Source organism: Aquimarina rhabdastrellae (assembly GCA_947387485.1).
Classification (GTDB): Bacteria; Bacteroidota; Bacteroidia; order Flavobacteriales; family Flavobacteriaceae; genus Aquimarina.
Genome location: CANDNT010000008.1, coordinates 115,582 through 136,629, shown reverse-complemented (window position 1 = coordinate 136,629; position 21,048 = coordinate 115,582). Strand labels below are relative to the sequence as shown.

At 31.7% G+C, this 21,048-nt stretch carries 23 protein-coding genes; 13 read left to right on the top strand and 10 right to left on the bottom strand.

The window, feature by feature from the left end; genetic code table 11:
- The first annotated feature begins 154 nt into the window (after window positions 1-154).
- From ACYEKI_RS13370 to ACYEKI_RS13355, 4 genes are all read left to right on the top strand, one after another.
- On the top strand, window positions 155-1,483 hold the full coding sequence (locus ACYEKI_RS13370; RefSeq protein ID WP_459211741.1) for an MATE family efflux transporter: 1,329 nt from the start codon (window positions 155-157) through the stop codon (window positions 1,481-1,483).
- 88 nt (window positions 1,484-1,571) lie between these two features.
- Window positions 1,572-1,802 (top strand): hypothetical protein, encoded by a 231-nt coding sequence (locus ACYEKI_RS13365; RefSeq protein WP_459211701.1) that lies wholly within the window; start codon window positions 1,572-1,574, stop codon window positions 1,800-1,802.
- A gap of 21 nt (window positions 1,803-1,823) precedes the next feature.
- A complete protein-coding gene (locus ACYEKI_RS13360) occupies window positions 1,824-2,396 on the top strand; it encodes a phosphatase PAP2 family protein (RefSeq protein ID WP_459211700.1) in 573 nt (190 codons plus the stop codon).
- A 347-nt stretch (window positions 2,397-2,743) separates the two neighbouring features.
- Window positions 2,744-6,184, top strand: coding sequence for a GEVED domain-containing protein (locus ACYEKI_RS13355; protein ID WP_459211699.1), 3,441 nt, complete (start codon window positions 2,744-2,746; stop codon window positions 6,182-6,184).
- A gap of 77 nt (window positions 6,185-6,261) precedes the next feature.
- Here ACYEKI_RS13355 and ACYEKI_RS13350 read toward each other — a convergent pair whose 3' ends face one another.
- Window positions 6,262-6,489, bottom strand: coding sequence for a hypothetical protein (locus ACYEKI_RS13350; RefSeq protein WP_459211698.1), 228 nt, complete (start codon window positions 6,487-6,489; stop codon window positions 6,262-6,264).
- A gap of 247 nt (window positions 6,490-6,736) precedes the next feature.
- Here ACYEKI_RS13350 and ACYEKI_RS13345 point away from each other — a divergent pair, with 247 nt between their 5' ends.
- The gene (locus ACYEKI_RS13345; RefSeq protein ID WP_459211697.1) at window positions 6,737-7,438 is read left to right on the top strand and encodes a DUF3667 domain-containing protein; all 702 of its coding nucleotides are present in this window, start codon (window positions 6,737-6,739) and stop codon (window positions 7,436-7,438) included.
- A 46-nt stretch (window positions 7,439-7,484) separates the two neighbouring features.
- Here the strand turns inward: ACYEKI_RS13345 and ACYEKI_RS13340 are convergent, their stop codons facing one another.
- The 5 genes from ACYEKI_RS13340 to ACYEKI_RS13320 form a co-directional block, all read right to left on the bottom strand.
- Window positions 7,485-7,913, bottom strand: coding sequence for a PH domain-containing protein (locus ACYEKI_RS13340; RefSeq protein WP_459211696.1), 429 nt, complete (start codon window positions 7,911-7,913; stop codon window positions 7,485-7,487).
- 77 nt (window positions 7,914-7,990) lie between these two features.
- Window positions 7,991-8,470 (bottom strand): DinB family protein, encoded by a 480-nt coding sequence (locus ACYEKI_RS13335; RefSeq protein ID WP_459211695.1) that lies wholly within the window; start codon window positions 8,468-8,470, stop codon window positions 7,991-7,993.
- 133 nt (window positions 8,471-8,603) lie between these two features.
- Window positions 8,604-10,148, bottom strand: a complete 1,545-nt coding sequence (locus tag ACYEKI_RS13330) for an acyl-CoA carboxylase subunit beta (RefSeq protein ID WP_459211694.1) — start codon at window positions 10,146-10,148, stop codon at window positions 8,604-8,606.
- 12 nt (window positions 10,149-10,160) lie between these two features.
- On the bottom strand, window positions 10,161-11,603 hold the full coding sequence (gene accC, locus ACYEKI_RS13325) for an acetyl-CoA carboxylase biotin carboxylase subunit (protein WP_459211693.1): 1,443 nt from the start codon (window positions 11,601-11,603) through the stop codon (window positions 10,161-10,163).
- Window positions 11,604-11,660: 57 nt separating this feature from the next.
- Window positions 11,661-12,146, bottom strand: coding sequence for an acyl-CoA carboxylase biotin carboxyl carrier protein subunit (locus tag ACYEKI_RS13320; RefSeq protein WP_459211692.1), 486 nt, complete (start codon window positions 12,144-12,146; stop codon window positions 11,661-11,663).
- A 554-nt stretch (window positions 12,147-12,700) separates the two neighbouring features.
- Between ACYEKI_RS13320 and ACYEKI_RS13315 the strand changes: the two genes are divergently transcribed.
- Both ACYEKI_RS13315 and ACYEKI_RS13310 read left to right on the top strand, forming a co-directional pair.
- Complete coding sequence (locus tag ACYEKI_RS13315) at window positions 12,701-12,961, top strand: hypothetical protein (RefSeq protein ID WP_459211691.1); 261 nt, start codon at window positions 12,701-12,703, stop codon at window positions 12,959-12,961.
- Window positions 12,962-13,117: 156 nt separating this feature from the next.
- The gene (locus tag ACYEKI_RS13310; protein ID WP_459211690.1) at window positions 13,118-13,774 is read left to right on the top strand and encodes a spermidine synthase; all 657 of its coding nucleotides are present in this window, start codon (window positions 13,118-13,120) and stop codon (window positions 13,772-13,774) included.
- Here the strand turns inward: ACYEKI_RS13310 and ACYEKI_RS13305 are convergent, their stop codons facing one another.
- The 3 genes from ACYEKI_RS13305 to ACYEKI_RS13295 all read right to left on the bottom strand — a co-directional run bounded on the left by ACYEKI_RS13305 (window position 13,775) and on the right by ACYEKI_RS13295 (window position 15,967).
- Window positions 13,775-14,206 (bottom strand): hypothetical protein, encoded by a 432-nt coding sequence (locus ACYEKI_RS13305; protein ID WP_459211689.1) that lies wholly within the window; start codon window positions 14,204-14,206, stop codon window positions 13,775-13,777.
- A gap of 80 nt (window positions 14,207-14,286) precedes the next feature.
- A complete protein-coding gene (gene meaB, locus ACYEKI_RS13300) occupies window positions 14,287-15,369 on the bottom strand; it encodes a methylmalonyl Co-A mutase-associated GTPase MeaB (RefSeq protein ID WP_459211688.1) in 1,083 nt (360 codons plus the stop codon).
- Window positions 15,370-15,406: 37 nt separating this feature from the next.
- Window positions 15,407-15,967 carry a DUF2911 domain-containing protein gene (locus ACYEKI_RS13295; RefSeq protein ID WP_459211687.1) on the bottom strand — a complete coding sequence of 187 codons (561 nt, stop codon included), beginning with the start codon at window positions 15,965-15,967 and terminating at the stop codon, window positions 15,407-15,409.
- Window positions 15,968-16,290: 323 nt separating this feature from the next.
- On the opposite strand from ACYEKI_RS13295, the gene ACYEKI_RS13290 reads away from it, so the two are divergent.
- From ACYEKI_RS13290 to ACYEKI_RS13275, 4 genes are all read left to right on the top strand, one after another.
- A complete protein-coding gene (locus ACYEKI_RS13290; protein WP_459211740.1) occupies window positions 16,291-16,782 on the top strand; it encodes an RNA polymerase sigma factor in 492 nt (163 codons plus the stop codon).
- Window positions 16,766-17,371, top strand: a complete 606-nt coding sequence (locus ACYEKI_RS13285; protein ID WP_459211686.1) for a hypothetical protein — start codon at window positions 16,766-16,768, stop codon at window positions 17,369-17,371. Before ACYEKI_RS13290 ends, ACYEKI_RS13285 begins: the two co-directional genes overlap by 17 nt.
- Window positions 17,340-18,719 (top strand): hypothetical protein, encoded by a 1,380-nt coding sequence (locus tag ACYEKI_RS13280; protein WP_459211685.1) that lies wholly within the window; start codon window positions 17,340-17,342, stop codon window positions 18,717-18,719. The genes ACYEKI_RS13285 and ACYEKI_RS13280 overlap by 32 nt, the downstream gene beginning before the upstream one ends.
- A gap of 426 nt (window positions 18,720-19,145) precedes the next feature.
- Window positions 19,146-19,424 carry a hypothetical protein gene (locus ACYEKI_RS13275; protein WP_459211684.1) on the top strand — a complete coding sequence of 93 codons (279 nt, stop codon included), beginning with the start codon at window positions 19,146-19,148 and terminating at the stop codon, window positions 19,422-19,424.
- 78 nt (window positions 19,425-19,502) lie between these two features.
- Here ACYEKI_RS13275 and ACYEKI_RS13270 read toward each other — a convergent pair whose 3' ends face one another.
- The gene (locus ACYEKI_RS13270) at window positions 19,503-19,847 is read right to left on the bottom strand and encodes a DUF6249 domain-containing protein (RefSeq protein WP_459211683.1); all 345 of its coding nucleotides are present in this window, start codon (window positions 19,845-19,847) and stop codon (window positions 19,503-19,505) included.
- A gap of 226 nt (window positions 19,848-20,073) precedes the next feature.
- Here ACYEKI_RS13270 and ACYEKI_RS13265 point away from each other — a divergent pair, with 226 nt between their 5' ends.
- Together ACYEKI_RS13265 and ACYEKI_RS13260 are read left to right on the top strand one after the other, a co-directional pair.
- Window positions 20,074-20,661: an RNA polymerase sigma factor gene (locus tag ACYEKI_RS13265; protein ID WP_459211682.1), complete on the top strand. Its 588-nt coding sequence runs from the start codon at window positions 20,074-20,076 to the stop codon at window positions 20,659-20,661.
- Window positions 20,645-21,046 (top strand): hypothetical protein, encoded by a 402-nt coding sequence (locus ACYEKI_RS13260; RefSeq protein ID WP_459211681.1) that lies wholly within the window; start codon window positions 20,645-20,647, stop codon window positions 21,044-21,046. The genes ACYEKI_RS13265 and ACYEKI_RS13260 overlap by 17 nt, the downstream gene beginning before the upstream one ends.
- The last annotated feature ends 2 nt before the right edge of the window (window positions 21,047-21,048 follow it).

Here is a 21,048-nt window from a genome sequence, read left to right as displayed (position 1 = left end):
AGCAAATCTTTATACAGTTATAAAGAAATAGATTAGTGAAATGATTGAAAAATAGTATCATTTTTCAAAACTAACCTATACTTTTGTTTGAACAAAAACAGAAAAAGTGCTAAAACAATACACCAGAGAATTTGGATATAATCTAAAATTAGCAATGCCTGTAATGGCAGGAATGTTAGGACATACTTTTGTAGGTTTGATAGATAATATCATGGTAGGACAATTAGGATCGGCAGAGCTGGCAGCAGTGTCACTAGGAAATAGTTTTTTGTTTATTGCAATGTCCTTAGGAATAGGATTCTCTACAGCAATAACACCACTTGTTGCCGAAGCGGATGGAGAAGGTAGTTTTGTCAAAGGAAAATCAGCATTAAAACATGGCTTGTTTTTATGTACGGTATTAGGTATCGCTTTATTTCTTGTTGTAATGGCTGCTAAGCCCTTAATGTATTTAATGAAACAACCAGAAGAGGTAGTAACATTGGCTATGCCATATTTAAATCTAGTAGCTTTTTCTTTAATTCCTATGATAATGTTTCAGGCATTCAAGCAGTTTTCAGATGGAATGTCGATTACAAAATATCCTATGTATGCTACATTGATCGCTAATATTGTGAATGTAGTATTAAACTATTTGTTGATTTTTGGTAAACTAGGATTTCCTCAAATGGGAATTGTAGGAGCAGCTATAGGAACACTAGTTTCTCGTTTTGCTATGTTATTCTTTCTATGGGGAATATTAAGTTATCAAGAAAAAGTAAAAGCCTATGTGAAAAATATAAAACTCTTTGTATTAGAAAAGAGCATGCTATTTAGATTAATTCAATTAGGTTTTCCGTCAGCATTACAGATGTTTTTTGAAGTAGCTATTTTTACTGCTGCTATATGGTTATCAGGTATTTTAGGTAAAAACCCTCAAGCGGCTAATCAAATTGCATTAAACTTATCTTCGATGACATTTATGGTAGCTATGGGAATAAGTGTAGCAGCAATGGTACGTGTAGGAAATCAAAAAGGATTACAACAGTTTAAAGAATTAAGACGGATTGCATTTTCATTATTCTTGTTAGCATTCTTATTAGCAGGAGGTTTTGCAGTTTTATTTATGTTATGTAATACAATTTTCCCCAAAATGTATGTGGATCTAGATGATGCCAAAAACTTGATGGATAATACAGAAGTAATTGCTATAGCAGCAAAACTATTATTGGTAGCAGCTTTATTTCAGTTGTCGGATGGAGTACAAGTAGTTGTACTAGGAGCATTAAGAGGATTACAGGATGTAAAAATACCTACATTAATCACCTTTATAGCATATTGGGTTGTAGGGTTTCCTATATCATTTTATTTAGGATTATATACCGATTTTAAAAGTTCAGGAATTTGGATTGGATTGCTAGCAGGTTTAACAACCTCTGCAGTTTTGTTATTTATACGTTTTAACCATTTAACCAAAAAGCTAATTCTTTCTAAAGAAAGTTGAATAAAATAAATTTATTTCAAAAAAATAGCTTTAAAACCATAAAAACCTTTGTAGTTTTGAGCTTGTAATAACATTAGAAAACATTATTATGGAAATCCCAAAGTTTCTTTTAGGTGATAATACAGACTATCCAGATGCAATATTCATTATACATACAGAGTTTCCTAGATTTATATTGAATCTAGCCAATGATGAGGTAGAATGGTTAGAAGAATTTGATAAACATGACGAGGAAGAACTACAGAATGAAGCCGAAAGTCTTTTTCAAAAGGCTAATGATTTTTATGATAGAGAAATCACTAGATACGAAGATAGTTAACCCTTGATATAATAATATACCATGATAGAGCAATTGTTACAATATGATACCGATTTATTTATTTATCTCAATGGTTTAGGAACTCCGGCCTGGGATGGATTTTGGAAATTCATGTCACATAAATTTTATCAGGCACCTTTGTACGCGATCCTATTATATTTGGTATATAAGAAATATGGAGTAAAAGGAACATTATTTACTTTACTAGCTATAGCATTGTTAATTACAGCTACAGATCAAACAGCTAATTTATTTAAGAATGTTTTATTTAAACGCCCTAGACCTTGTAGAGTAGAAGCCATTAATGAAATAGCTCGTTTTCTAGCAGAACGTTGTGGTAGACATGGGTATTTTTCTGCACATGCAGCAAGCTCAATGGGATTAGCCTTTTTTATAGGAAAACTGTTTAATAGAGATTATAAAATCTTATTTCCGATTATGATTTTCTGGGCGATATTAGTTGGTTATAGTAGAATCTATGTAGGAGTACATTATCCAGGAGATGTAATTACAGGTATGGTAATTGGAGCTATTTTTGGGACATTATTTTATAAATTACAACAATTCTTTATACAAAAATGGGTACTTGAATAGATGTGATGTTATATAGATGTGATGTTATTCATATCTTTTACAAATTAGAAAAACATAAAAAAAGCCTATTAAATGATTATAAAATTCATTTAATAGGCTTTTTTTATGAAGAGTTGGTTTTAAAACACTGTTGTATAGTTGTTTATGGTGTTTGTTTGTTTTGAAAGTATATCATAGAAGAAAAAACTTACATGTAATCTTTTAAACATGCAGTATACACAATTAAATAACTATTTCATGATAATTAGTTAACATTTGATCGAAATAATTTGATAAGAGAGTAATATTTTAAGAGTTTTGGGGAGAATATATAAATTAACTTATTCTTGACACAAACTCAATTTTAAATGAAAAGCAAATACAAGAAAGAGAGTTTCTTTAACACAAGGGTTACCCCAAAATCCAAAGTGTTAAAAAAAGGACTTTTATTAACAATGCTGGGATTATCTGTTGGGGCATATGCTCAAACAAAACAGCAAAAGAATCAGATTACAAAGAGTTATGATAAATCTAAATTAATTTCACTCGCTCAAAAATATAGTAATACCAATGCTGCTAAACGAGCTGAAGCACTTAGAATAGCTGGAGAGAAAGGATGGAAAACAAGTTTTACTACAGAAGATGGTAAATTTTATGACCTTCAAGAAGTAGTAAATGGTAAACCGATCTACTACACAACATATAATGCAGCCGCTGCAAGATCTACAAGAACAAACCATTTACATAATGGAGGATCACTTGGTCTAAGTTTAACTGGAGATGGATTAACAGCTCATGTATGGGATGGAGGAGTAGCTAGAGTGTCTCATAGAGAATATGATGGGGCTGGAGGAAATAATCGTTATTCTATAGGAGATAGAAGTACTAAATTAAGTGCTCATGCTGCACATGTTACAGGAACAATTATGGCTTCAGGTGTAAGTGCTGAAGCAAAAGGAATGGCGCCACATGCCAATGCAGTAGGATATTTTTGGGATAATGATGTTGCAGAAGCTACAAATGCTGCTGCAGACGGAATGTTATTATCTAACCATTCTTATGGTTTTGGATTTAGAGATGATAATAATGTAGTTGTATTACCACAACATAGATTTGGTGGGTATAGTACACATTCTAGAAACTGGGATGAAGTATTATTTAATGCACCTAATTATTTGGCAGTAATAGCAGCAGGAAATGATGGAGATGATAATTCTGCAAATGAAAACCCGACAGGAGGTTTTGGTTATGATAAATTAAATGATTTTGCGACTTCCAAAAATACATTAGTAGTAGCAAATGCCGCAGATGCTTCTGTAGATGCTAATGGTAATTTAGTATCGGTAGCTATAAATAGTACAAGTAGTGAAGGACCTACAGATGATTTTAGAATTAAACCTGATATTACAGGAAATGGTACAGAAGTATATTCTACTTTTGCTAGAACAGATTCTGATTATGAATCTATTTCGGGTACTTCTATGGCATCTCCTAATGTTACAGGATCGTTACTATTATTACAAGAACACTATGATAATTTAAATAATTCATTTATGAAAGCGGCTACTCTTAAAGGTTTGGCGCTTCATACAGCAGATGATGCAGGCGTTAATGGACCAGATGCTGTATTTGGATGGGGATTATTAAATGCAAAAAGAGCAGCAGAAGTAATAACAAATAGAAATACACAATCTAAAATAGAAGAATTAAGACTTACTGCTGGACAGAGTTATACCATTACAGTAAATGCAGATGGTAATAGTCCTCTAATGGCTTCTATTTCATGGACAGATAGAGCTGGTACAGCAAATACAATAGTAAATTCTAGAACTCCAGTATTAGTAAATGACCTTGATATTAGAGTCTTTAAGGATGGAACAGAATATTTTCCATATAAATTAGTAACACCTCTTACTAGTGCAAGAAGAGATAATAATGTAGATCCTTATGAGAGAGTAGATATTGCAGATGCTTCTGGTACCTATACAATAACAATTTCTCATAAAGGAACATTAACAGGCGGGAGTCAAAATTATTCGTTAATTGTTACAGGTATTGTTGATTCTACAGAAGATTGTACTGTAACAGCAGTTCCAGAGAATTTAAGTATAGAAGGAGTTAATGCCTTAGAAGCTACTTTAAAATGGGATACAGTTACTGATAATAAATATGATGTTAGATATCGTGAGGTAGGTAGCTCTTCATGGACAGTAATAGAAACACTTATACCATCTGTAATATTAAGAGGATTAGATCCAGAAACACAATATCAAGCACAAGTACGCAGTAAATGTGACGCAGATAATTCTGCATATAGTACAGCAATAAACTTTACAACTACAGCTATTACTTATTGCGAATCTAGAGGTAATAGTGTAGAAGATGAATATATAAGAAGAGTACAACTAGGTAGTATTGATAATCAGACTACTAATGCTACAGGTTATACAGATCATACATCACTATCAACAAATCTGGCAAAAGGACAAGAGCATAGTATTACTATAACCCCAGGATGGACAGGTAATGCTTTTAACGATGGATATGCTGTATATATAGATTATAATAGAGATGGTGATTTTTATGATGAAGGAGAGACAGTATGGACAAAGTCTCCTTCAAAAACTACACCAGTTAGCACTACTTTTGAAATACCTGCAGATGCTTTAGAAGGAACTACTAGAATGCGTGTAAGTTTAGCCTATAATTCAATAGCTGCTGCTTGTGGTTCTTTTGGTTATGGAGAAACAGAGGATTATACAGTTGTGATTCAAGCTGAAGAAGGAGATACTCAAGCTCCAACAGCTCCAACAAATTTAACTGCTACTAATATAGAACAAACTACAGTGACACTTAGTTGGAATGCTGCTACAGACAATGTAGGAGTTACTGTTTATGATGTGTACAGAGGAGCTGTTCATGTAGCGTCAGTAACAGATACTACCATGAATGTAACTGACCTAACACCTAGTACTGATTATACATTCTCTGTAAGAGCAAAAGATGCAGCAGAAAACACTTCGGAAGCGACAACAGTGAGCTTCACTACAGCTAGTGAAGTAGTTGATGTAACGTATTGTGCTTCGTCCGGAAGTAGTGCTACAGATGAATCAGGGTTTGAATGGATTGACCATGTTTCTCTTGGCGGAATGACTAATTCTTCTGGAAATGATAATGGATATGGAGATTATACAGATCGTATTGCTAGAGTAACTCGTGGTACTGAAACTGAACTAGTGATTAGTGCTGGATTTGGAGGAAGAGCTTACACAGAGTTTTGGGCTATTTGGATTGACTTTAATCAAAATGGAGTTTTTGAATCTGGAGAAAGAGTAGCTTCTGGAGATAGTTCTTCTTCGGGATTACTTTCTGCAAATATTGATATTCCAGCTAGTGCAGTATTAGGAACAACTAGAATGCGTGTTTCTATGAATGATACGGCGCTTGCATCACCATGTGATAGATTTACATATGGAGAAGTAGAAGATTATACAGTAGAAATTAATAATGTAGCTATTACTGTAGCAACTACAGATGCAATCACAAATGAGGATACTGTAGGTTTAGGACATAATGGAGTAGGAATGTCATTCTCTGTTTATCCTAACCCATCAAAGAACAATATTGTTCTTTCTGTTACTAATTTAGAAAATGCTTCATACAGCATTAAAAATATGTTAGGTCAAACAGTATTGGCAAACAAAGTATCTAAAGAAGAAATCAATATAAGTGATTTAAGAGCTGGTTTATATATTATAACAGTAACAGATGGTCAAAAATCATTTACAAAGAAACTTATAAAACAATAAATAATTAATACGTTAGGATAAGTTAATTTATTAAGGGTTGTATCAATATAAACAGTGATACAACCCTTTTTGTTTTATTAAATATCATCAAAAATCTTTAGAATATCTTTGGAGATTTCTTCGGTATAAGCAGCGTTAATAGCTGTGTTTTCTGGGTTGAAAGCTTTGATAAATAAACGAATATAGCTTGTGATATATTCTTTTTGATAGCGATCGTCTACATATGTTTTTCCATCAATGACGATAAAGGAAATTAAATCTTGTATGATTTTTTTTAAGTCTGTTAGCTCTAATTGATTATTCATAACGAGTAAGTTGAGGAATATTACTAGCAATTAAAAATACAGATAGCTTTTTCAAGAGATAGGAAGCTATAGTAAATTAAAACAAAGAAAATCGATTAACGACATGAATATTCTACAGGAGTAAAATGGCTTTGTTTTAATGATAATCTAGTATTAAAAGAAGCAAATAAGATTAATTTGTATTATTACATGTATTTAACTAAGTTGCCATTTGTTTAACAATGAGTAAGATAAAATCAAAGGGGAAATGATATGTACTTTTTGTAGTCAAGAAAATAAAGGAAACTATTGTTCTAATTGTGGAGAACGATATGGGGTAAAAAAAATAACACTTTTATCAATAACTGAAGAAGCAATCTCGACAGTCACCAATATGGATAAAGGTTTTTTATATAACATGAAAACCTTATTTATAAAACCTAAAGAGATTATTAATGATTATATTCAAGGAAGACGAAAAGGTATTTTAAATCCAATTTCTTTTTTAATTATAACGGTTACATTATACCTGTTAATAGTTAGTGCCTTTCCTTCAACAAAAGAAAAGGCAGATGTAAATATGTTTAAAGGAGTAGCTATCTATGAAGTTTCTTATAAAGTAGGTAGGTTTATACATGAATATTTTAAAAACTTTTGTGTACTGCTTATTTTTCCGTTAGGACTAACAACCAAAATGATTTTTAAACGCTATAATTTTATTGAACATTTAACAATTAGTTCTTTTATAATAGGTCAATCCATTTTTATAGGAATTATTAGTTATATGATTTTTAAAAGTCCATTAATATTTGATCCTATATTTTATTTGGCGATAGGGGGAATGATTTTTAGAATATTCGGGAAAAAGAATGATGTATTTGATTCTTCGCTTTCTGCATTTGCAGTATTAATAATGTTTGGTATTCTTTTAATACTTTCAATAGCAATTCCTATAATTATTATGATATAAAGAGTCTACTAATTGATTCAATGATTTCTATTTCAAAAAGTATGAACTATAAAATTATTTTAATAGCAGGGTTAATTTCTAAAATCCTAGATATAAAAGCATCATTTGATTCTGGACTGATATAAATTTCGTTATAAGAATTGTATCTAATAATAAGACCATGATTAGCTGTAGCAGGTTTAAAACCTACCCAAAGTGTTTTTCCTTTTATAATTTCAGAAATATTATCAATACGAATTTTACCTCTTAGAGGTCCGCTCCTATAATGTAGGTGTGTATTAGTGAGTTTGTATGAAGTATCAAAGTATACCCAAAATAATAAGAATATAGCTAAAAGTAAAAGTAAGATAACGCTATAATCATGTGGTTCAAAGACTTTGGATACAACAATATAAATAAGCATACCTATGAAAATGGTATTAAAACCAAAGACAAGTAGTTTAAAGATAAAATCCTTTTTGCTATTGAATTTCATAGGTATGATATTGATTCTCTATAAGATACGATATAAATAGAGAAATTACAAATAAGGATTTTTTATGTAAAGTGTTGCTAGTTAGTTTGTTTAGTGAGTATCATTTTTTTAATTAAAGAAATTTGACCCAAGTGATAATAAGCATGTTCGATCATAGCTTCTATATTCCTTCTATAAGAACCATATTTAGGGTCAACAAATGGTGCTTCTAGTTGCTCAGGAGATAGATGGTTGATATGTGAAGCAAACTTTTCGGCATTAGTGATAAGGTCTGTATATAAGTTATCCCAATCTGTATAAGAAGTGATAGGAGGAGCGTCAAAACTGTATTTATCTTTAATATCTAACGTACCCCCTTCAAGTACTTTAAGAACACCTTTAAGATAGTAATTGATATGAAATGTTAATATGCCAATAGTGTTAAGTGATTCAATCTTGTAAATAGCTTGTTGCCAAGAAACGGTAGCAAGATTTTCTTTATAATTTGTATTAGCAATCCATTTACCGTTAAGAAAGACTTCGCTAAAACGAGCTGCTAGTTGATGAGGAGTTTCCATGATTAAGTTTAAAATATAAAAACTTAAAGTTATTAATAATCATTGAAACAATCCTATGTTTATTATGAAGGGATTTTATAAATAAAAAAAGACTGCTCAAGAAGAACAGTCTTAATATGTCTATTTTTTGAATTTATAGCGGAATATTACCGTGTTTACGTTCTGGACGATGAACCTCTTTGTGTTCTAACATAGCAAATCCTTTTATTAATTTTCGACGTGTATCTTTAGGTAAGATCACTTCATCAATAAAACCACGTTGTGCCGCTTTAAACGGATTAGCAAACTTAGCGGCATATTCAGCTTCTTTTTCAGATAATTTTAATTCTGGATCATCTGCTGCTGCAATTTCTTTTCTAAAGATAATTTCACTAGCACCTTTGGCTCCCATCACTGCGATTTCGGCAGAAGGCCAAGCAAAATTAAGATCAGCACCTATGTGTTTAGAATTCATTACATCATAAGCCCCACCATAAGCTTTACGAGTAATTACTGTAATTCTAGGTACAGTAGCTTCGCTTAATGCATAAAGTAGTTTGGCTCCATGTGTGATGATACCATTCCATTCTTGATCGGTGCCAGGTAAGAATCCAGGAACGTCTACCAATACTAATAACGGAATATTAAAACAATCACAGAAACGTGTAAAACGCGCTGCTTTTTTAGAACTATTTACATCCAATACCCCAGCAAGACTCATAGGTTGATTTGCTACAATCCCTATACTGCGACCAGCTAGACGAGCAAAACCTACAATAATATTATCTGCATAATCTTTATGAATTTCATAAAAAGAATCAGCATCAATGATATGCTCAATCACAGTATGCATATCATAAGGTTTATTAGGACTATCAGGAATAATATTTGATAAGCCTTCACGAACTTCATCTCCTAGAGTATAAGGTAAGTTCGCTACCTTTTCTTTATTATTTTGAGGGATATAACTCAATAAACTTTTAATGTCTTCTAGGCAAACTATATCATTAGCAGCAGTAAGATGTGTTACTCCAGACTTAGTTGAATGTGTACTAGCCCCACCTAATTCTTCAGACGAAACTTCTTCATTAGTTACAGTTTTAACAACATTAGGGCCTGTTACAAACATATAGCTGGTGTCTTCTACCATGATAGTAAAGTCGGTCATTGCAGGAGAATATACAGCTCCTCCAGCACAAGGTCCCATAATTGCAGAAATCTGTGGAATTACTCCAGAGGCTTGTACATTGCGATAAAAAATATCGGCATACCCCCCTAGAGAACGAACTCCTTCTTGAATACGAGCTCCACCAGAATCGTTTAACCCTATTACAGGAGCACCAACCTTCATGGCGTGATCCATTATCTTACAGATTTTTTCGGCATGAGTTTCTGATAAAGCTCCACCAAAAACTGTAAAATCTTGTGCAAAAACATATACCATTCGCCCATTAATTGTACCATAACCAGTAACAACCCCATCACCATAATAGAGTTCATCTTGCATTCCAAAATCGGTAGTACGATGGGTTACCAACATACCAATTTCTTCAAAAGAACCTTCATCGAGTAAGTAAGCAATACGTTCGCGAGCTGTAAGTTTTTTCTTTTGGTGTTGTCGTTCTATTCTTTTTTGCCCCCCACCTAGGTGTGCTTGAGCAATTTTATCGTTTAAATCTTTTAAGATATCTTCTTTCATTACAGTAGGGAATTAATGCGTAGGAACTCGTAATTGTTTTTGATCTTCAAGGTATTGTTTAAGTGCTACCAAAGCTGCAATTTCTGCTTCTTGTTGACTAGCTTGTTCAAGAACCTCTGGAGTATAATACTGTTTGACAAAATGAGTATCAAAGTTTCCAGAAATAAAGGCTTCATGATCACAAACAAAAGTTCCAAAAGGCAAGGTTGTTTTAATACCTTTGATCTGGTAATTGTTAATAGCTTTTTTCATTAAAGCTATAGCTTCTTCTCGAGTATCTCCATAAGTAATGAGTTTGGATAACATAGGATCATAATAGATAGGAACTTCCATTCCTTCTTCATAACCATCATCTACACGAATGCCTTCGCCTTGAGGACGTTGATAAGTTTCTAATAAGCCTACACTAGGTAAAAAGTTATCTGTAGGATCTTCTGCATAAACTCTAAGCTCTAATGCATGTCCTTTTATCGTAAGATCATCTTGTGTAAAACTTAATTTTTCGCCTCGAGCTATACGAATTTGCTGTTCTACAAGATCAACCTGAGTGATTAGTTCGGTTACAGGATGTTCTACTTGTAAACGCGTATTCATCTCTAAGAAATAGAAGTTGTGATTCTCGTCTACCAAGAATTCAACAGTTCCAGCACCTAAGTAATTACAAGATTTAGCTACATTAACAGCTGCAGTTCCCATAGCTTCTCGCAAAGCAGGAGTGAGTATGGCAGAAGGAGCTTCTTCTACAACTTTTTGATGTCTACGTTGTACACTACATTCACGCTCGAATAAGTGAACAAAATTACCGTGACTATCTGCAAGTACTTGGATTTCTATATGTCTAGGTGAACCTACGTATTTTTCAATAAAAACAGAACCATCACCAAAAGCAGAAACGGCTTCGCTTATTGCACGATCCATTTGCTCAGATAAGTCTTCTTCGCGTTCAACTACGCGCATACCTTTACCACCACCACCAGCGGCAGCTTTAATTAAAATAGGAAAACCAATATCTTTTGCAATGGTTTTAGCTTTTTCAGGATCGGTAATAGCTTCATCAATACCAGGAACCATAGGGATATCATAAGCTTTAACAGTTTCTTTGGCAGCAAGCTTATTTCCCATTTTTTCTATAGCTTCGATACCAGGACCAATAAACGTAAGACCTGCATCGGTAACAGCTTTCGCGAAAGCAGCATTTTCACTTAAGAAACCATAACCAGGATGAATTGCATCTACATGTAACTGTTGTGCAACTTCTATAATTTTATCACCTAATAAATACGATTGACTAGATGGAGCTTCACCTATACAAATAGCTTCGTCTGCATAAGTAACATGAGGAGATTGACGATCTGCTTTAGAAAAAACAGCTACAGTTTTAATCCCCATTTTTTTGACCGTTTTCATGATTCGAAGTGCAATTTCACCTCGATTGGCCACTAATATTTTTTTCATTTGTGTTGTAGTATTTCTTTATACAAAAAATAATAAGATGTAGTTAAGACGCTTTGATTATTCAAATTCGATCAATAAAGCATTTTTCTCTACTGTATCGCCAGCTTTTATGGTAATATCCTTAATTACACCATCTCTAGGTGAAGTAAGATTATTCTCCATTTTCATAGCTTCGATGATAATTAAAGAGTCTCCTTCTTTGATTTCTTGTCCTATTTGAGCATTAACACTAAGAATCAACCCTGGCATAGGTGCTTTGATTGAATTTACAACCTTTGTACTTCCTAGTGATAATCCTAACGTCTTAATTAAAATATCTAAATCATCGGCAATGGCGACATCATATGTAGTACCATTAACGGTAACAGCATATTTTTTTTGATGAAAATCTGAGGATACCAATGAGGTAGTATAAGAAGTGTTTTTGTATAAAATATGTTGTTCTTTTGAGGTCGTCTCGATACTGTCTAAAGCATTTGCATCTTGAGTATTAAGATCAAATGTATGAGTATCATTAACCTTAAGGGCATAGGTTTTTTTCACGAGTTTTTGTTTAGAGTGTCTCGTAAATATAAGTTTTATTTAATAAAAAGTAAGTTTTAGCATATTACTTAAGTAAAAAAATAACACAATAAAAATATAGGGAGATTGTATGAAATTAAGTGAAATACTGGTATAAAAATAGGGGATTACCCCTATAAAAATAATGATTTTGAATAGTATTTTTGTAACAAAATGAAGATTTTGTCTTCTTATAGATATAAGTGTAAAGCAAATACAACATTTTAATAAAGTGTGAATAATCCACTTTGATTGATTGATTACAGTGTAAGGATAGTTACGTAAGTGGCTATCCTTATTTTTTATGCATTTCTATTGTTTAAGAAATAGATTGAGCGTATTTGTTTTTGCTATAACATGGCAAATATGAAAAAATAGACGTGTTATGTTATGCCTATGTTATATCAAGAAAAAGTATGTGTTGATACACTATTTTGAAGTTATTTTTGCGTGGTGAAAAATAATTGAATTTAGATTAGAAGACTTAATAACTGATATAAAAAGGCTGGTGACGGCTCTTAAATGACCTAAATTAGATGAAACGAGTAATTGTAGATTACAAAAAATTAACCAAAGAAATTTTAGAATTATTAGTAGCAAAATATCCAGATGGATATGATGATTTAAACGTGATCTCTTTTAAAAACATGCATAACGAAATTGTTGAAGCAATAGAAGTTAGTACAGAAGACACGATTTATCTGGTAAAGGTAAGTAAGCGATTAGCAGCTACTATGGAGAATTTTGATGAAGATACTGGAGAAGAAATAACTCCAGCAGATTCAGAAATACTTTAAACAATAAAAGCCTCAAATTTTAGAATCAAATTTGAGGCTTTTTATTGCAATGATTTGATATGTTCTTTTTTTAAACTAAAAAGTTATATGGAATTGATAGGAAACAAGTACTTTTGGCAATCTTAATGAATAAGCAATTTTACCCCCAAATTGTCTATGAAAAAAATACTGAGTTATTTGATGCCTATAGTATCCAAAACTATTCCATCAAAACATAATGGTTTGCTAGAAATCACTTGGGTTAATGGTACTAAAGTTTTAGATACAGCCAATGCAAATTATTCTTATGGAAGTCTACAGCGAATTTTGCAATATGGATTAAAAAAAATTAACGTAAAACCTGATGCTCATATATTGGTTTTGGGATTAGGAGGAGGGAGTGTGATTCCTACTATTTATCAATGCTATGGAAAAAGGGTAGCTATTACTGCAGTAGAAATTGATGAAGTAATTATTGATGTAGCAGCACATGAATTTGCTATTACATCAAATTCTTCATTTCAAATTATATGCGAAGATGCCTTGACTTTTATAGATAGGGATAAAAATTTTTATGATTTGATTATTATAGATCTTTTTGTAGATGATCAAGTGCCTCAACAATTTTATGAAGCTTCTTTTTTTGAAGCAATTTCGCAAAGATTACTACCTAAAGGAAAGTTTTTGTTTAATGCAGGGATGAATACTCAAATAATAGTTCCAGTAATTAAAAAGCTTCAAATGCATCTAGCAAACCAGATACAGATAGAAAAACATCTTAATGTAGGAAGATCTAATACATTAGTAATAGGAGAAAAAATTAAAGAAGATTGATTACCCTAAGCTAATTCGAATCATAGTAATAAAAATCAATAATAAGGTTAGTATACCTACTATAGTTGTAAAGATGCCTGTTTTTCTTGACTTTACCCAACCAGAAAGTGCTAGAATTCCCGAGATACTGAAGAGCCCAATCATAAAAGTAAAAATACCAATTACTCTAGGTACTAAAAAATCATCTGTCGTTATATTTTTAATATAACCTCCAGGAGTGGTAATCATACTGATCTGTGTCATAGCAAATACTGTAACAAGAAAACATCCTGAAGAAATAGTGGCAAGTTTTAAGATGCGATTTATCACTTTAGAGTCGTTATCAGTGACCAAAATACTTATAACAACAGTAATAGAAAAACCACTTAATAAAGAACTGATTAATAAAGTTTGATTCGCTAGAGCATTCCAGTATTCTAATGTCATTTCCATAGCAGGAATAATATTTTTTTGATGAATTGTATGTTTAAAAATAAGAACTTTTAATTATAAAGCAAATCTGATATAGGATATCAACTGTCTTTATATAAGTTTAATAAAGAATGTGCTGCCGCAAAAGGAGTAATTTTATTTTGTTTTAACTGTGTAGTAAGTTCCTGTAAGGTAGTATGTACTTTGGGGTGTTCATAAAAAGCATTTTTAAGTTGATCTTCTATTGTTTGTATCAACCAAAATTCATTTTGTTGCTTACGGCGATGTTCAAAATATTGATTAGATTGTGTTAACCCAACATACTCTTTAATAAGTTTCCAGATGTCAAGAATTCCTTCATGTTGCAAACCACTACAAGTTAATACCTTTGGGATCCAATTACTCTCTGTAGGAGGATAAAGATGTAAAGCTTTATTAAATTGATTTTTGGCATGTTTTGCTCTATTGATATTATCACCATCGGCTTTATTGATAACAATGGCATCTGCCATTTCTATAATACCGCGTTTAATCCCTTGTAATTCATCACCGGCACCAGCTAGTTTAAGGAGTAAAAAGAAATCAACCATACTGTGTACAGCAGTTTCGCTTTGACCTACACCTACCGTTTCAACAATTATAATATCATATCCTGCAGCTTCACAAAGAATAATAGATTCTCTAGTTTTTTGAGCGACACCACCTAATGATTTTCCAGAAGGAGAAGGGCGAATAAAAGCATGGTCAGAACGAACAAGAGATTCCATTCTGGTTTTATCACCTAAAATACTTCCTCCAGAAATTGAGCTACTAGGATCAATAGCTAATACAGCTACTTTTTTACCTTGTTTGATTAAAAGATTACCTAATGCTTCTATAAAAGTACTTTTCCCTACTCCAGGTACACCTGTAATTCCTATACGAATAGAATTATTGGCATAAGGTAGACATTGTTCAATAAGTTCTTGAGCAAGTTTAAAATGCTTTTGATGTGTACTTTCAATCAACGTAATGGCTTTACTTAATACAGTGGTATTACCATTAACGATATCCTGTGTCATTTGTACTGCCGACTCCATTTTTTTTTGCTTGCGTTTAAATCTATTAATCGCATTGAGATTAGTACTAGGCGGTACTTTTTGAATAGGTTGGTCTTTGGGTGTATGTTTAGTTGATTCGGTCACTATATAAAAGCTTTACAACAAAGGTATGAATAATACATTAAGAAGCGTATCCTATAGGAACTGCTATAGCTGTAGTATCCCAAGTAAGATATAGTATTGAAAAACCATTTGCATCTTCAAAATATATAGTGAATTGCTCTACAGGATCTTTTAAATACGTTACAGGTACTTCGATCGTGAGAGCGTCATATTGTTTTTCTCTAGCAGCTTCTCCACTCATGTTAACACCCCAATCATTTACTTTAGAATTAAAAATAACTTTCCAGGATTTTTCATTTGGTATGGTCCATAGACTATAGGTTCCCGCTTTTAATAAAGAACCATCTATGGTAATATCTTTAGAAGTAGTAAAAGTAGTAGCTTCATTAGCTCCAGTACGCCATACTTTTCCATAAGGGATTAAGTCTCCAAAAATGATACGCCCCTTTTTATATGGACGATTATAAAATACAGAGAAATCAATATTTTCAATAGTGTGTGTAATCGTTTCTTCGGGACTATGTTTTTTGGTATTCATTCTTAAAAAGGAAAAACCTAAATAACCTAAAATAAAGATTCCGACTATAGCGATTAACAGGCGTTTTAAAAGTTTAGACATGACTATGTTTTTAATATTAAAGAAGTTAATAGTAAGAGCTGAGTAAAAATACTAAAAAGAAGAGTGTAAAAAACATTAAAATAAATAAGGTATAGGCTATAATAATTAAAAAGAATTGACAATGAAAAGGTTATAAGACATTACTTTTGTAGTAAGATAGAAGAAAAGATATTTTTTATTAGACAAGTTGCAACATCGATAAGACGAGCACGTCTATATAAATGAATAATAACAATGAGTATTATAACCACTAACTAAATTAAAAGATTTTGTTACAAAGCGAACTGATAGAGCGATGTAGAGCAAATGATCGTAAAGCACAGATGCAGCTATACAATAAGTATTGTGATGCGATGTATTATGTAGCCTTACGATTTTTAAAAGACTCTTTTGAAGCAGAAGAAGCTATGCAAGAATCTTTTATTAAAGCATTTGCAAGATTACATCAATTTACTGGAGATGTGACTTTTGGAGCTTGGCTAAAGCGTATCGTTATCAATAAAAGTATTGATATGCTAAAAGCTAAAAAATTAAACATGGTCGCAATTAATGAACAAGTAATGGCTACTGTAGACGATCAAGAAGATTGGTCTGTAGCAGATTCTGTTACTGTTCAAGAAATTAAGGATGCTATAGAAAAGCTTCCTGAAAAATATAGATATGCCGTGATGTTATTTTTAATAGAAGGGTATGATCATAACGAGATAAGCGAAATATTGGATATAACCCCGGTTTCGTCTAGAACATTAGTACATCGAGGAAAGAAGAAGTTGCAAGAAGAATTAAAACATTTGAGAAATGGCACAAGATATTAGAGAGTTATTAAAACAAGATCGCAGTTTGCCTACAGAGCGTTTAAGAGCAGGTCACGAAGATCGTTTTATGGCTATGCTAGAAAAAGAATTCCCTGTAGAGAAAAAGAAACCAGATTTTAATTGGTTAAAGATAGCTGCTAGTGTAGTTGTTATCTTCTCTATTTCATTTACAGCTATGAAATGGTATCCAGAAGGAGAACAAACAAGACAAGAAATTGTTAATGCAGAAGAAAAAGCTCCTCCTTCTACTGTAATTAAAAAACAATCACACTTGGCTAATATCTCTCCAGAATACGAGAAAACGGAGAATTATTTTCTTACCAGTATCAACTTTGAACTCTCTCAGATTGAAGTTAATGAAAACAATAAAGAATTAGTCGATAGTTTTAAGGTAAGATTAGAAAAGCTTAATAAAGAATATGAGCGTTTGAACACAGAATTAGTAGAGTTTGGTCCTAATGAGTTAAGTATAGAGGCTATGATCGAAAATTTACAAATGCGATTAGAACTATTGAAAAAATTAAAAGATAAATTAAAAGAAATTGAACACTTATCGAATGAAGAATATTATCAAGAACAAACGACATAACGCTCTAATTATATTAGGACTGGTTTGTATCGGTAATGTATTTGCACAGCATTCATACAAGCTTCAAGAAAAGTTTACCGTTAATAAAGATGCAACGTTGAACTTAACAACAAGTTATACCAATGTTATTTTTGAAACATGGAATAAGAACACCATACAGGTAGAGGCTTATGTAGATAGCGAATCACTTAATGATGAGCAAGCTAAATATCTTGAAGATACATGGCAAATAGATGCAGTAGGGAATAGTAGAGAAGTGACGATAAGATCTATTGCAAAGAGCAACCCTAGATGGAGTGAGAATGTGACCCAAATTAACGTTCAGAACGCTAAAGAATTTGAAGCACTTAACCCTAAGATCAAAGAATTATTGGCACCGATAATGAAAGGGATTGATAATAATCCTATGCCTAGTGCTTTAAAAGAAAATTTAGCGAGTCTTAATTTTAATGCTAATGAGTACCAGAAAAATGAAGAGAAGTATGTCGCACAATGGGAAAAGCAGATCAAAGAAAAATTTGGAAACAATGCAAATTCTGTCGTGAAAAATTGGTCTAACCAATTGACAAAAGATGTAAAGAGTATTCCTAATGTAAGTCAACAGGATTTATCAGGAGAAGGACAATGGAGAGGACAATTTAGTCGTGAAATGGAAATTTGGGCATCCCAATTTATTAATCAAATGGCAGCAAATGATGGGAATATTACAATAACCTATACGACAAGAAGTGAAAATAAAAACACAACAAGTAATAGGATTATTAAAGTAAAGATGCCTAAAGATGCATTGATGAGGTTGAATGTAAGACATGGTAAAGTAGCCTTGCCAGAGTATGCAAATAATGTAAAAGCATCATTGTCACATACACAATTAAGTGCAAATGTAGTAGATGGAGCACAAACAGATATAAGGGTATCGTATTCACCTATTGTTATTCAAGAATGGAAACAGGGGAGATTAGTAGCAAACTACGTGAAGAATTGTAGAATCGGAAATGCAAATACGATTCAAGTAAATGCAGATTCAAGTAATATATATATAGAAGAATTAAATGAAAAAGGAGCTATAGCAGGAAGTTTTGGAAATATTATTATAGCTAATATGAGTAAATCCTTTACAGCGCTAGATGTAATATTAGAAAATAGTGATATTAAAATAGCAGCTCCCAAGACAGCATTTAATTTTACATATAGCGGAGGGATGAGTAGAGTGAAGTTACCATCATCCTTAGAAGTTAAAGCGAGAAAGAGTTTTGGAGGAGAAGTGATTAGTGGATTTCAAACTTCTAGAAATACGGAAAAGGCAATTATTATTAATGCCAAGTATAGTGATATTGAATTACAGTAGTGTAATTATATAAATGTGTTAATTAGGGAGAAGTCATTGAGAAATCAATGACTTTTTTTTGTTTTTAAAAAGTTTGTGAAAAAATAAAAGAAAGGCGAATAATATCTTGATTAAGAATAAGGTAATAAAAAAATAAAAAGGAAATGATACATATCATAGATAAAAAAACAGTAGAGAGCCTAAAATGCTGTAAGGAATGCTATGCGTTTGATAACCTATGTTTTAGAAAGTTTTTTTATAATGGATTAGGGGAAAAAAACGGGTTTTTATGACTAAAATTACCTCTAAAAAATGCAGTTTTGTGTTGTTTGTCTAGTATAATTAACAATTGGTCTAAAAGTTGAAATACTTTTTTCTAGAAGTAGATATAGCTAATATATTTGTAGGGTAAAAACGTATTATTATTACAGTTTAAATATTTGGGGAATGAAAAAAATTGCTATTATTTTATGTTTGATCTTTACTACAACAATGTTTGCAGCAGATAAAGATCTATTAATTGAAAGAGAAGGAGATGTAGTTACTGTTGTTGAATTTAAAAGAGGTGACAGTATCAAACTTTTTGAATTAGAATCAGGAGATATTGTTCTTATGAAAACTACAGCAAAAATAGACTTAAGTTTATTACCAGCTGGTAGATATGTTCTAGAGCACTGTAAAGGAGAAAAGATAGTGATAGAAAAAGAAGAAGAATACGATTTTTAAAAATCGATTAAATCTTAAATAAATAAAAAGGGTGTTTGATTTTCAAACACCCTTTTCTTATTCTTTTATAAGTATAGTTTAATCTAAATTCTGGGTAATTTTAAAACCAGTAAATAATCCGATACCAGCCATAAGAAAGATAGTACCAGGATAAGCAATATCTTCTCTTACTCCAAAAGTATAGTGTAAAAGACCACCTATAAAAATACCTAGACCAATACCGATTAATAGTAATGATAAATTAGGAATTATGATTTTCCATATAGGATGCGATTTTCTATTCTTACTATTGTAAAATATAGAAGCATCACCTCCTTTTTCAATTAAGGCTAAACGTTCTTTATGTCTAGAAGAAATATAAAGGTAGAAAATCCCAAAAATTGCTCCAAAGATGATAGGTAATACGATAACTTCAGCTCCCATAATGTATATTTTTAAAAATTAAAACTTGTTGACTTTCTTTCTATGACCAGAAAAGACAAAAAGTGGTTACAAAAAAAGTGAAAAAGTTTAAAAAAAGTAAACTAGTATTAGAGAAGTGTTTTGTTAACTTGTTTGTTTTTAGTTTTTTATGTGTTTTTTAGAATAAAAAATAATCTTTTTGTATTTTAAGTGTAACCAAAATGCTTGAAGGGAAGTCATAAGAGAAATGAACCAACCATCAGACACATATTATATTAATGAAGTACTAGACGGTAATGTCAATGCATTTTCGGTATTGGTGAATCGATATAAAAGTTTTGTATTTACTATAGTATATCGTTTAGTAAAGAATAGAGATGAAGCAGAAGAAGTAGCTCAAGATACTTTTATCAAAGCATATCAATCATTAAAAAGTTATAGAGGAGATGCTAAATTTTCTACATGGTTATATACTATAGCGTATCGCAAAAGTCTAGATCAGATCAAAAAGAATAAAGTACACTATACATATACATTGATAGAAGAAGTGAATGAAGGAGATGCACAGGAGATAGAAAATGGATTAAGTTACTTAGAACAAAAAGAACGTACACAGATTATAAAAGAAGGAATTTTAAAACTACCTCCAGAAGCAGCTGCAATAATAACATTTTATTATTTTGAAGATAAAAAAGTAAAAGAAATAGCAACAATAACAGGTTTAACTGTAGATAATGTTAAAATTAAGTTGCATAGAAGTCGAAAACAATTATATTCGATACTGAAACATAATGTATTACCCGAAATAAGTAGAAAAAATGGAAGAGCAATATGACCCTTTAGAAAAACTTACTGAAGATTTGGTGAAAGATGCAGGACTAGAAAAGCCTTCTGTTGATTTTACTTTTCAAGTAATGCAAGAAATAGAAGAAATTAATGCTGTAGAAAAACAACCTATAGAAATAGTGTATAAACCATTAATCTCAAAAATGGTTTGGGGAATGCTAATAAGCGCTTTTATTGGATTTGTTATAGTAGCAAAATATATGGGATTGTCGTTTTTGGATGTATCTTGGTTAAATGCATATAAAGAAAGAATGAGTGTAAATAAATTAGAGTTTTCTAATATAGTTGTATATGGTGCATTAAGTTTTGGAGTGTACTTTTTAATACAGTTTACAATCATTAAGCGAAATTTAGATAAACAATATTCATTATAAGA